The sequence below is a fragment of the Blautia sp. JLR.GB0024 genome, assembly GCF_037000545.1.
Lineage (GTDB): Bacteria > Bacillota > Clostridia > Lachnospirales > Lachnospiraceae > Blautia > Blautia celeris.
Window position 1 is genome coordinate 1 of the sequence record NZ_JBANBF010000025.1, and the last position, 12861, is coordinate 12861.

11 protein-coding genes are annotated in these 12861 nt (G+C 51.1%); 1 reads left to right on the top strand and 10 read right to left on the bottom strand.

Features of this window, described 5'->3' with window-relative positions; translation table 11 throughout:
• Positions 1 to 177: 177 nt before the first annotated feature.
• The 5 genes from V8Q34_RS25980 to V8Q34_RS26000 form a co-directional block, all read right to left on the bottom strand.
• Positions 178 to 1968, bottom strand: a complete 1791-nt coding sequence (locus tag V8Q34_RS25980; protein WP_335836579.1) for a S9 family peptidase — start codon at positions 1966 to 1968, stop codon at positions 178 to 180.
• 12 nt (positions 1969 to 1980) lie between these two features.
• Positions 1981 to 3291, bottom strand: coding sequence for an HTH domain-containing protein (locus tag V8Q34_RS25985; protein ID WP_103732965.1), 1311 nt, complete (start codon positions 3289 to 3291; stop codon positions 1981 to 1983).
• Between the two features lie 83 nt (positions 3292 to 3374).
• Positions 3375 to 4550 (bottom strand): M20 metallopeptidase family protein, encoded by a 1176-nt coding sequence (locus V8Q34_RS25990; protein ID WP_335836580.1) that lies wholly within the window; start codon positions 4548 to 4550, stop codon positions 3375 to 3377.
• A gap of 11 nt (positions 4551 to 4561) precedes the next feature.
• The gene (locus tag V8Q34_RS25995) at positions 4562 to 5326 is read right to left on the bottom strand and encodes a hypothetical protein (RefSeq protein ID WP_335836581.1); all 765 of its coding nucleotides are present in this window, start codon (positions 5324 to 5326) and stop codon (positions 4562 to 4564) included.
• Positions 5327 to 5339: 13 nt separating this feature from the next.
• The gene (locus tag V8Q34_RS26000) at positions 5340 to 6059 is read right to left on the bottom strand and encodes a DUF5058 family protein (protein ID WP_033141386.1); all 720 of its coding nucleotides are present in this window, start codon (positions 6057 to 6059) and stop codon (positions 5340 to 5342) included.
• 239 nt (positions 6060 to 6298) lie between these two features.
• Between V8Q34_RS26000 and glsA the strand changes: the two genes are divergently transcribed.
• The gene (glsA, locus tag V8Q34_RS26005) at positions 6299 to 7219 is read left to right on the top strand and encodes a glutaminase A (RefSeq protein WP_052099447.1); all 921 of its coding nucleotides are present in this window, start codon (positions 6299 to 6301) and stop codon (positions 7217 to 7219) included.
• Between the two features lie 68 nt (positions 7220 to 7287).
• Here the strand turns inward: glsA and trxB are convergent, their stop codons facing one another.
• The 5 genes from trxB to V8Q34_RS26030 all read right to left on the bottom strand — a co-directional run bounded on the left by trxB (position 7288) and on the right by V8Q34_RS26030 (position 12834).
• Positions 7288 to 8199 carry a thioredoxin-disulfide reductase gene (gene trxB / locus V8Q34_RS26010; protein ID WP_033141385.1) on the bottom strand — a complete coding sequence of 304 codons (912 nt, stop codon included), beginning with the start codon at positions 8197 to 8199 and terminating at the stop codon, positions 7288 to 7290.
• Positions 8200 to 8218: 19 nt separating this feature from the next.
• Positions 8219 to 8545 (bottom strand): thioredoxin, encoded by a 327-nt coding sequence (gene trxA, locus V8Q34_RS26015; protein ID WP_033141384.1) that lies wholly within the window; start codon positions 8543 to 8545, stop codon positions 8219 to 8221.
• A gap of 248 nt (positions 8546 to 8793) precedes the next feature.
• Entirely contained in the window at positions 8794 to 10317 is a 1524-nt protein-coding gene (locus V8Q34_RS26020) for an HAL/PAL/TAL family ammonia-lyase (protein WP_148393621.1), read from the bottom strand.
• A gap of 54 nt (positions 10318 to 10371) precedes the next feature.
• The gene (locus V8Q34_RS26025) at positions 10372 to 11400 is read right to left on the bottom strand and encodes an Ldh family oxidoreductase (protein WP_335836582.1); all 1029 of its coding nucleotides are present in this window, start codon (positions 11398 to 11400) and stop codon (positions 10372 to 10374) included.
• A gap of 48 nt (positions 11401 to 11448) precedes the next feature.
• Positions 11449 to 12834, bottom strand: coding sequence for a trimethylamine methyltransferase family protein (locus V8Q34_RS26030; RefSeq protein ID WP_033141381.1), 1386 nt, complete (start codon positions 12832 to 12834; stop codon positions 11449 to 11451).
• Positions 12835 to 12861 lie beyond the last annotated feature (27 nt).

The window sequence follows — 12861 nt, forward strand, 5'->3', positions numbered from 1 at the left end:
TTCACATCGTCTCCTTTACTTTTTTTATGATTTTATCATTGGGACAGTCTAAAAAACGTCTATTTCTGATAAAGTTCTACGATGCTTTGAATTTTTTTTAGATAATTTAACCGAAATCCCTTCTCCATTTTAGTCTGATAAAGGGAAAATGTACTAATACACCAGAAAGTATTTTGGCTATTTTTGCAACAAATGCGATTTCAGGAATTCTGCTGCGGTCAAAATATACTTTATTCTGTTTTTTTGCTTAATTATCATGTGTCCTTCGTCCTCAAAGCAGAGGTATTCCACCTCTCTTCCAAGGGCTTTCAGACGTTTTGCCGCGTGCTCCGCCTCGCTCACAGGCACCCTGGTGTCATTGGCTCCGTGCACGATGAGAAGCGGACATTCCAGATTCTCAATGACTGCCTCCGGGGAGATGTCTTCCAGTAACTGTCTGTCCTGTTCCAGGCTTCCGTACTCAGCCTCCCTGGCAGCTCTTCGGTATCCTGCCGTATGCTTCAGGAAGCTTACCAGATTAAACATACCCACAACCTCCACTGCACAGGCCCAGAGCTTCGGCATCCTGGCCGCGCAGGAAAGGGTCATATAACCCCCGTAGCTTCTTCCGAAGACTGCCATCCGCTTTGGATCCGCAGTCCCGTTCTCTGTCAGATGCTTCACCAGCGCCTCAATGTCTCTCACTGCGTCCAGACGCTTTTCCTTATTGTCAAGATCCTGATAGGTCTTGCCGTATCCTGTGCTTCCCCGCACATTGGGGGCTGCCACTGCAATGCCTTCGCTGACCAGGTACTGGATGGTCTCCTCGTAAAAGCGTCGGATCTGAGATTCCGGCCCTCCGTGGATATAGACAGCCACCGGCAGATTCCCGGCGGGTATCCCCTTGGGGATATAGAGCCAGTATGGGATCTCCAGGCCGTCAAAGCTCTTGTAACGGCACAGCACAGGCTCTGTCAAATCCTCCTGCCTTACAGTCATATGTTCATTTTCCGTCACCTGTTCCAAGATTCCCTTTTCTATGTCCAGCAGCCAGATATTCTGGATCCTGCTGCCGCTTTCAAAGGAAAAAAGCAGCCTGTATCCTTCCTCTGACCATGTGACAGGCTCCTCATCCCCAATGGTTCCCCTGGGGATACGGGGAATCTCTATCTCTTTTCCTGTCTCTGTCTCCAGAATATGGATTCCGGAATCTCCGTCCTCATTGACCACAACAGCCAGATACCGGTCCTTTCCCGACACGGCTATATGCGTGACATCCCAGGTTACCTCATATACCTCCTCCGTCCGGCCTGTTTCCCTGTCCCAGAACAGAACTCGTTTGAACTCCCGCTCCCTGTCGCTGATAAAATAAAAGCCGCTTCCGTCCCCCAGCCACACCGGGCTGTCCTCCTTGGCGCACTGACGTTTGGGGCTCACCTTTGTCTCCTGATTGGTCAAAAGGTTCCTGCAGTATATCTGCATGTCAGCAAATGAAGTTCTTTTACTATATAAAAGGAGTTCTTCATCCGGGCTTACACAAAGAGGAAGACAGACTGCGTCTTTTCCTTCTATTAATATATCTGTTTTTCCGTTCTCCAGATTCTTTCTGCAGATGTCAAAAATACAGCGCAGCCTTTTGTTGGAGGCATAGTACACCCATTCACTGCCCACATCCCCCAGATGGCTGCGCACGTTTCTCGGATGATATACAACAGGCGTGACCTCTTCGCTGTCTGCGCCGATGCTGTATATCTGTTCATTTTCATCCCCGTCCATATCCATGGCGAAGAATATCTGCCCTCTGCCAAACTGCATCCGGCTGATCTTATCGCTGTTATGTGTTCTTTTTCTGCTGTTTCCCGTACGCAGGTCCTTTTCCCAGATCTGAGGTGCACCATCCCTGGTATCCAGGTAATAAATGGTATCCTCCTCTCCCCATACAGGGCAGCTGCATTTTGATGCTGTCAGATAATCTCTTACATTTCCCATAATCCATCTCCGTTAATCGGAGATCCGGATGATCTGTTCCGGCCTTCCTCTTGTCTTCCGCTGTTTGGTGCCCACCACCTGCGCGGCGCCTGCAGTCACCATCTTCTGAAGGTATTTGCTGGCTGCGCGCACTGTGACACCCAGGCTGTCCGCAAGGAGCTGGGCGGTTACGCTTCCTTCCTCCTGCTTCCGGGCCACTGTGCAGATCTTCTGCAGGGTCAGTGCCGATACCCCTGTCTTTTCTGCCATTTCGGCATACTTCTCAGAAGGGGTTGTGGACAGTACCATACAGTTTCCTGAGACCAGAGGGCCGATCAGGTTTTCGTTTTCATCGATGGCATAGCTGGCGCCCTGAGGATGCATCATGGACTCCTGGTTGGCGTTCATGGCCTCCAGTCTGGCGCGCGTGGTATCTCTTCCCAGCCCGTATCCGATGCATACCCGGGCTCCTGTTTTTTTCTCAAGATATATTTTCAGCATGCAGACAGAATATGTTTCCGTGATCCTGTCTACCACACCGGCACTGGTATAGACCTCATACACAGAGGCATGTCTCTGGAGCATAAAATCGCAGTCATATTCCTTTGAGAACTGCAGGATCGCAGTCTGCATAGCAAGCTCTCCCAGCTCATCCCGCTCCTGTCCGCCTCTGTCCGCAGTGATATTGATAACTGCAGGCATGCTCTCCTTCATCCTGTCCATCTCAAGGGTCATGAGGAGCTGCTTTATCACATCCCGCATATAAGGAATGCCCGGATATACAAAGTGGCAGGGAATCCCCATCTCCTCAAAATCCTTTGCTGCTGTACTGAGCCTTGTGATGACCTGGTCGATCCGGCCTGCCTCCCATTTTCCGCGCACATCCTCCACCATCTTAAAGCGGAGTTCTTTTAACTCCTCCAGGCTCATATGTGCCACCAGACTGCAGAAGTTCTCTCCCTCCGCATCCAGCGTGCCGTTCTCCACAGCTTCCCTGATATTTTTCCCCATCATGAAATCCGCATAGAGGCGCTCTGCCTTCAGATCCGGCTTCAGCGTCATGAGGCGAAACAGCTCCTGATAATAAGCCAGCATATCCACATGAAAGGTCTCAATGGGCTTCTTTGTATCCGGGCAGGCTGCGCGCAGCATGGCTCTTGAAATAATGCCGTTTACAATGAATCCGTCATACTTGTCTTCAATGCTTTTATAGATTTCCGGAATCTCCGATGATTTTTTATAATAATAGGTGGTAAACGTACAGTGCTCCTCAAAGGGAAGGACTGCCTCCTTCACCCTGGTATCCATAAATTCTGTACTGATAATTGCTGTTCTGTATTTCATCGTCTGCCACCTTTCCAAAGAATATTTTCCTGCAGCCTGCGCAGTAACCGCACAGACCTGCTATCGTTATATTCAGTTTACTACTACTTCACCTTCGCCGCAAGATATGCTTTCGCACCGCAGGCAAAGGCCGCAGCGCCGCTTACAAGGCTCGTCTCATCATAGCGGACTTTCGGATGGTGTGCTGAGAATTCATAGCCGTGTTTCCGGTCCCCGCCGCCCACTGCAAAGAACATGGAGGGTACAAGACGGCTCACCTCAGCAAAATCCTCTGAGCCGGAGGTCGTCTGATTGACACGGACGGCTGCCTTTCCGAGTGTTTCGGCAAATCCTTTTCCAACAATATCCGCGCATGCCTCATCCACTGTCAGCGCGCTGACTGAGGCGGGTATTTTCAGTTCTGCCTTTGCCCGGAACATTTCGGCGGTCATCTCCACACAGTTTTTGATCCTTGCCAGCAGATATTCCCTTGTCTCCTGTCTCACGGTTCTTAAAGTGCCGCCCATGTATGCCGTCTTCGGGATAATGTTCTTGGCATCCCCGCTGTGGAACTCTCCGAAAGTCAGGGCCGCCTGATCCTGAGGGTCTATCTCCCTGGCGATCAGCTCCTGAAGGGCCAGATGGATATGCAGGCCCACATTGATGGGGTCCACCGAGTGATGAGGGCTTGCTCCGTGCCCGCCTTTTCCCTCTATGGAAATTTCCAGCAGGTCACTGGAATTACACACGACACCCGCGTTATATCCCACAAATCCGGCAGGAGCCAGAGGCGCCATATGTACTCCCATGGCAGCATCCACATGGGGATTTTCCAGGATTCCGTCTGCGATCATGGCTTTTGCCCCTTCCAGGGTCTCTTCGCCCGGCTGGAACATGAGCTTAACACGTCCGGGAAGTTCTTCTTCCTGCTCTTTTAATATTTTTGCAGCACCCAGAAGCATGGCCGTGTGCATGTCATGGCCGCAGCAGTGAGCAGTATCGCCTTTAGCCGCAAAGGGAAGGCCGCTCTCCTCCTTCATGGGCAGGGCATCCATATCCGCCCTTAAAAGGAACACCGGGCCATCCTCTTTTTTGCCGATAAGGGCAGTGACGCCGCATCCTCCGCAGAGCTTCGGCTCAATGCCCATTTCACGCAGCTTCTCCATGACAAATTCTGTGGTAACCTTCAGGTTCATACCAAGCTCCGGATTCTGATGCAGAAATCTTCTGTTTGCGGTCATCTCCGGAAGTATTGCTTTTGCTCTCTCTAAATCGTTCATTTTTTTCTCCTTTATTTCTCTGTGATTGTTTCATTTTTTACGGTATTTGGCTGCTTTTCCTCTGCAGATGGCTGTCCTTCCTGTATGACCTTGACCAGTCCTGACTTAAAGAGCAGCCAGGAGGAGAGGATCATGACCGGAATGGTGATCAGCACACCGATTCCCCTGTTTAACTTTGTCACAAACACCAGAATAGCCAGCAAAAACAGAATGGGCGGTACCATCATCTTCCACTTTCCCGTGATCCTGCCGCCTGCCGGGTTCGTCACCATAAGGCGGATGAACATACATCCGAAGAGTGCCGGCAGCATATAAGAGGTTGCCACCTGAACTGTGGGGGAGCTTAAAAGCGGCTGCAGCGGAACCAGCATCAGCACGCCCACAATGACAACAGCAATGGTGATCAGAGAGGAGACGGCAATGGCTATGGTACAGACCGCATCCCCCTCGTCGGTATTCTGCTCTGCTTTGGCGATATCAAGGGCATTGAGTGCGCAGGGCAGCTTAATATTTGACACATTTCCGGTGATCAGGCTCATGTAAATGGAGGAGCCTAAAATGGGAGTGTAAGTGACAGACTCCACAATCCCCGTGGGAACATACAGGGCCAGAAGGCCGCCGCAGAACATGAGCAGATCTGCTGCTTTTGGCCACATATCAAAATATGTACACATGGTAACCGGAATTCCCAGCATGACCGCAATGGCGATCACCGTTCCGATCCTGCCGATCCGATGGACAGAATTGGTGTATTCGCTTAATCCGTTTTTGTTCATTCTCAATTCTCCTTTATCCCAGAATGTTGGTGGCCATGACCGCAGCGATCATCCCCATGATGAGAGCCGCTGACATGATAAAACTGCCAAGCCACTGTATTTTGTATTTTCCCACAATATAGAACATGACAGCCGACACGCAGGCGCTTACGATCAGCACCACGATCCCCACAGAACCGCCCAGAATGATGTAGGGGATAAAAGCAGCGACCAGGGCCGCGGCAAATGAAAAATTGAAAACAGCTCCCCAGGCGCCCTTGCTTTTTCTGTATCTCGTCATGCTCACCTGAATTCTTTTCGCGCAGAAAATATTTGTTATCATTCCCGCCAAAATGCATATACTGGTTACGAACATAATCGCCCCGAACACCTGGTAATTATTGGCTGCAGCCATGGCTCCCGCTGACTGGAATCCCAGCGCGTCCGACACCATTTCCGCTGCTGTCAGTTCATAGCTCACAGCGCCCACCACGGAGAGCCGGAACCAGGACCAGGGAACTCCCAGCACTGCGGAGAGGGAGAAGAGTCCGATAATTACAGAGATGGATGGGATCACGGTAAACACGGCAGAGGATTTGACAACCTCCAGGATCGTTTTTTTGGGGATTCCAAGTTCCAGTGCCCGCCTCCAGGCTTTGCGCATAAACACCACCACAAGTCCGGAAATGTACAGCAGTCCTATGCCCACCAGCACGTAGAGCAGTCTGCTGTTCGCCACGTCAAAATAATTCATTATTTTTCCTCCTGTTGTATTGGGTTCTCTTTTTTATTAAAAGAACATTTAAAGAACGTACGTTAATTGTACAATAAATCATTCCGGCATTTTAGTCAATATGTTTTTATATTTTTCTTCTGTTTCGTGAATAATACACAATTTTCAGGTGGTTTTTTCGTGGCATTTGCGGGGTAGCCAGAAATCTTTTTTGATGTACAATGGAAATAAAGAACGATTTGATAAAGGAGACAAAACACATGATATCACAGGCTTGTCTGCACGATGCCCTGTCCTATGGAAAATGCTTTACAGGACTCGGACAGCCGGCAGATTACATCCCGGAACTTGCCCGGGTAAACAAACACCAGCTCGGTGTCTGCATTGTAAATCTGGATCAGGAGATTTTAAAAGAGGGGGATTATGACAGGCCCTTCACCATTCAGAGCATTTCCAAACTGGTCTCTCTGATCCTTGCCCTGCACGACAGGGGCGGGGAATACCTCTTTCAGGACAAGGTGGGTGTGGAGCCCACCGGTGATCCGTTTAATTCGATCATAAAGCTGGAAACAAAGACACGCCCCTTCAATCCTTTCATCAACGCAGGTGCCATCACCGTGGCCAGCTGTATTGACGGTAAGGATACAGAGGAGCGGTTTGAACGTTTCCTCACCTACATCCGGCATCTGTGCAACAATGACGAGATCTGCCTCAACGAAAATGTCTATCTGTCCGAAAAAAGCACCGGGGACCGGAACCGTGCCCTGGCTTACTACCTGAAGGCATCGGGGATTTTGGAGGGAGATGTAGAGGAATGTCTGGATTTTTATTTCCGGATGTGCTCTGTAGATGTGACGGCCCTTGACATTGCCAATCTCAGCGCTGTGCTGGCAAACCATGGGACGAATCCTTTTACAGGGGAGAATCTCATTGAACCTTCCTGCGCCAAAGCGCTCCGTGCGCTGATGCTCACCTGCGGCATGTATGACGGTTCCGGAAGGTTTGCCATGAAGGTGGGATTTCCCGCCAAAAGCGGCGTGGGCGGCGGAATCGCGGCTGTGGTTGTGGACCGGATGGGTATCGGAGTGTACGGACCGGCGCTGGATGAGAAGGGAAACAGTATCGGGGGAATTAAAATCCTGGAATATCTGGCTGATAAGCTTGACTGCAGTCTCTTTTAGAGCATGTTTGAAAAAAGCCCTCTGCAGATATGATTTCCATACCTGCAGAAGGCTTTTCATAAAATGATCTATGCCAGATATTCCTCTATGAAATGGGAGGCCACAGCTCCGTCTGATGCTGCTGTCACAACCTGGCGCAGAGGTTTTGTTCTCACATCCCCTACTGCAAACACACCCGGCAGATTCGTTCTGGTCGTCTCATCCGCCAGGATATACCCCTGGCTGTCAAGCTCTGTCTGGCCGATAAACAGTTTGGTGTCGGGAATCCTGCCTATGGCTGCAAAGACACCGTCACAGAGGATTTCTTTCCGGTGCCCTTTTTTGTCCTCAACCACAACACCTGTCACTTTTTTCTCGTGGAGGATTTCTTTTACCTGGCTGTTCCAGATAAACTCCACGCTGCTGTTTTTCAGCGGTTCCAGGTAAACTTTGGAGGCCCGCAGCGTGTCTCTTCTGTGGACCAGATAGACCTTCTTACATATTTTTGACAGGTACAGGGCATCTGCTGCCGCACTGTTGCCTCCGCCCACCACAACTACCGTCTTATCGCGGTACATCATCCCATCACAGGTGGCACAGTAGGCAACACCACGTCCACGCAGGGATGGTTCCTCAGGCAGTCCGATCTCTCTTGGGGATGCGCCTGTGGCGAGGACAACCGCTCTGGCTTTTACCTGGCCTTTGGATGTCTCAATGGTCTTGATATCCTGTTTCAGATCAACTGCTGTCACATTTACAAAAGATGTCTCAGCGCCGAACCGCTCGGCCTGACGCTGCATTTTTTCCCCAAGCTCGAATCCGTCGATCCCTTCTTCAAATCCGGGGTAGTTATCCACAACACTGGTGGTTGCCATCTGTCCTCCCGGTGACATTTTTTCCAGAACCAGAACAGAAAGTCCGCTTCTGGCACAGTAGAGGGCAGCGGTGTATCCGCCGGGCCCTCCGCCGATAACTGCCACGTCGTATATATCCCGTTTCATTTGTATTCCTCCCTGTTTGTCAGATGACCTGATTTGTTTTTAACCACTCTTCTACCGCGTCCTGGGAGGGAGGATTGACCACGCGGTCTGCTTCCTTTCCGTCTTGAAAGAGGATCAGGGTAGGGATGGTGTCTATCTCGTACTGCCGGGCAATTTCAGGCAGTTCGTCGATGTCCGCTTTTGCCACTGTGACTTTGCTGCCGATTTCAGCTTCCAGCCTTTCCACCGCAGGGGCAAGCCTGCGGCAGTAGCCGCACCATGGAGCCCAGAAGTCCACGACTACCGGTTTTTCGGATTCTAATACCTCTGTTTGGAATTTTGTTTTTTCGATTGCGTTTACTGACATGCTCTATCATCCTTTCGTATTTGATTTCCGGGAGTACCGGAGATTGTTTTATCTGTATTGATATTGTTTACAGTTTCTTTACTGTCACTATATCAGTTACAGTTAATTTTGTCAATAGGCAGCATACATTTTTTTGAATACTGTGGTAATTTGTCTGTTCTCCTGTCAGGGCAGAACCATGGCATACGAAAACAGACAGGCAAACCAGCCGATTTGCCTGTCTGTTTCTCTATTCGCGTTTTGCAGTTTTACAATTTTACGTCCACACCTGCATTCTGCACTGCCTTCAGGATCTCACCTTCTAAAATCAGGTTCTGCACAGCCTCGATATAAGGCTCCAGTGCGGCATCTTCATTCAGCGGCGGCATGACCTCCCTGATCTTCGCGTAGACCGCCTCGATAGCCGGGGAAGACTGGTCAGCCGGGTAAAATTCTTTGGCCTGGGCAGCGCAGATCAGCTCAATGGCAAGGATATACCGGGCAGTCTCCACCGCGTCACAGGCTTTTCTGGCGGCATTGTATCCCATGTTCACATAGTCCTCCTGGTTGGCGCAGGTAGGCACATTGTCTACCACAGCCGGATGGGAAAGAAGGCGCATCTCCCCTGCAAGGCCGGCTGCCGTGTACTGGATCATCATAAGGCCGTCATTGAAGTCTGCACTGGCATTTAAAAAAGGCGGCAGTTCGCTCAGATGCCGGTTGACCAGCCGGTCTGTACGGCGCTCTGCCATTTTGGTCAGATCTGTGAGGGCGATGCAGAGAAAATCTGAAGCCATGCCCAGGTATGTGCCGTCCGCGTTGCATCCCATAAGGGCCTCTGCCTCCCCGTTCTCCTCAAAAATAAGAGGATTATCCACAGAGGAATTCAATTCAATATCAATGGACTCCAGGCCGTCCTTCAATGTCTTTTTCACTGCGCCGTGAAGCTGGGGCATGCAGCGCAGGGACAGGGCGTCCTGGACGCGGTAATCTCTGTATTTTTCCGCAATCCGGCTGCCGGACAAGATATGTCTGATATTCTCGGCTGTCTGCATCTGGCCCGGATGGGGTCTGGCGCGCATGAGCCTTTCATCCATGGCCTTTAACGTTCCCTTGAGCATTTCCAGGGAGAACGCACCCGACACATCCGCTGTCCTGGCAAGAACCGTGCCGTCGTAATAGGCAAGGCAGGCAAGGGCTGTCACGGATGTGGTTCCCGATACAAGGGTAAGGCCTTCTTTTGAGCCAAGGACGGCGGGCTGTAAGCCTGCGCGTTCTAAGGCTTCCGCGCCGGAAAGAAGTTCTCCTTCATACCAGGCTCTTCCCTCCCCGATCAGTACCATGCCGATGTGTGATTCCAGGCCGAGGTAGCCCACAGAACCGTGCTTCGGCACCCTGGGCGTGATGTTCCTGTTCAGCAGTTCCTTTATCAGTTCCAGGGTTTCCAGACGAAAACCGGTGTGGCCGCTTCCAAAGTGAAGGAGCATGACAAACATCATGGCCCTGACCCCCTCCTTACCAAGCGGCTCCCCCACGGAAACCGTATGGGCCAGAATATGGTTTCTCTGGATCTTGACTCTGTCCTCCTCGGGAATGAATTTCCTGCAGTTGTCCCCCAGGCCCGTAGTGATACCGTAGATTGCTTTTCCTTCCCTGCTGAAACGCTCCACATGTGCTCTGCACGCATTGACTCTCGCTCTGTATTCTGCGGAAAATTCCACCTTTGCCCCGTATCTGGCTACTGCCACTACCTGCTCCAGGGAATTTTTTCCTCCTAATGTAACAAGTTCCATATATACCTCCGCTGCTAAATGACGCACGCAGGGACAAGCCGCTGCGTGCGCATTTCAGTTCAGTTTTTTATTGTTCTCGTATCCGCCTTCCAGGGACACGCTCATGATCTTCAGCCTCCGGTAGACATCTTCCTCCACTTCCGCCTCATCCGACGGAATTTGGCTTACCGGCCTGCTCCCGAATATTTCACCCGGTACAAACACCTGACCGCCCGGTTTCATAGGCGGGCAGCCGCGCACATCGCCGGCCAGGGCATCCACCTCCTCTGTAAAGGTATCCAGAGTTGTGAACATCTCCGGGGAAAATGCCACAAACAGGTAACCCAGATCATACTCATCCCTGGCGTTGTAACCCATTTTCGCCCCCACAAAAGCACCGGTCATCACCTCCAGCGCATAACAGAGGGCATAGCCTTTCGGTCCGCCGAAGGGCACGCCTGCCTCCGCTTTCTCCGGGTCTGTGGTAAAATTTCCCTCCCCGTCTATAAAACAGTTGTCCGGCAGAGGGCGGTTCTCCACAATCGCCTGACGCACTTCTCCCCAGACCTTCTGGGAGGTGGCAAAGTCAAATACATAGGGCTTTCCCCTGCCGCTTGGGAAAGAAAAACAAAGGGGATTTGTACCGAACATGGCTTTTGCCCCTCCAAAGGGAGCCACACAGGCCGGGCCTCCGTTGTTAGTGATCATACCCACAAGACCCTCCCCCGATATCTTTCTGGCATAAGGGGTGATCCTTGAATAGCGGCCCACATTTTTCAGCGCCGTGATTCCCACGCCGTATTCCTTTGCCGCGGCGATGGCCAGATTGGTGGAATACAGTGCCGCGATATGGCCCAGTTCTCCGTTACCATCTACCTGGGCATAACAGCCCTTCTGTTTTAACAGCTTCATCTCTCCGTTTCTCCTGGAAAGGCCTGCATCCACCGTCAGGAATTTTGACAGGCCATGGGTCCTGTGCCCCTCCAGCTCTGATTCCAGATAATCGGAGATCATGAATTCCGCGTATTCCCCCGTAATCCCCCTTAAAGCCAGAGCCTTTCTCATCAGCTCTTTTATCTCTTCTATTTTTACTGTAACACCCATAACATTTATCCTCTCTGTAACTGTATCGTACCCTCACAGTTACTCTTCTCACAGAATTGCCAGAAGCTCATCCAGCATCTGTGTCTGCCGTTTATCATAGACAGGCAGACAGTAGGCATCCAGACGCTCTCTCACCATATCCTGGGCTTTTAAGATGACAGAGGGCATGCCGAGCTGCTTCCAGTTGTGGTAGATCTCACTGTTGAACAGCCTGGGGTGAAACAGCTCTTTCTGATACAGCTCCAGTGTCTCATCCTCCAGCATGTAGGTCCCCCCCGGTCCCACTCGTTTGATCATGTCCATATGAATGGCTTCCTCTGTTATATAATCGCAGTTCTCCACGGAGAATCTGGCTTCCAGCAGCTCCTCGTCCAGCACGTATTTTTCCAGGCTGAATACATTTAAACAGTCCATCTCACCAAACGCATGGAAAATAAAATCCGTATCACAGTCAAAGGTGGTCATGAGTGACACGGCAGTCTCCGCGCCGTCCTGCCAGTCAAGCTGCTTTGCGCCTGACAGGGAACCTCCCACCCGGGAGGGAATACCGTAAAAATCAGCCATGGCCTTAGCGTACTGCATAAACACCGCAACCTCCGGCCCCCAGGAAATGGGAACTGCCTTGCGCATGTCCGCGCTGTAAGTTACATTGCCGTAGACCACCGGAACACCGGGATTTACCACCTGGGTCATAATAATGCCTGCCAGTACTTCCGCATTGTTCTGCACTACAGTCCCGCCCACCGTGATGGGGCTGGTCATGCCGGGTGCGGAACAGCAGGTGATGACAACCGGCTGGTTTTGCTTGACATAGGCCAGGGTCGCTGCCACGTCCTCCCTGCTGTATCGAAGCGGGGAGATGACATTCTCCACACCGATTGTAAAATATTCTCCCGTCTCACCGTAAAAGTCCCGGATGAATGCAATGGACTCCGCAGCGCTTTTTCCTGTTTCGCAGGACGCGATCAGTGGCTTTTTGGAGTATTTCAGGCTCAGGACCGTCTTTAACAGTTCCACCTTGCCGTCCGGAAGGCCCGAGGCATAGATACCCGGCACACAGCACAGATTGACAAAACGGCTGGTCTCATCCATCTTCGTGGCATCAATATAATCTTTTACCGTCGGGGTACAGATTTCCCCGTCTCTCAATATGGTCATGGCACCTGAGGCAGTGGAGATGGCCTTTCCTCCATCCCCTATTTTCAGGCTGGCAAAAGGTGTCTCTATGGTAAAGCTGGGTTTCAGTCCTCTCAATATCTCCTCTGCCAGAGAGCGTTCAAAATACACCCTCTGTCCATCCACCCGGATTCCTCTTTTTTTGAATACCTCCAGAATTTCCCGGTGTTCAAAATTCACGCCCACACTCTCCAGAATTTCCAGAGACTTCTCATGAATCATCTGCACTTCTGAATCTTTAATCTTCTTCACGAGCATAGCAGGTTATTCCTCTCTTCCTGTGCC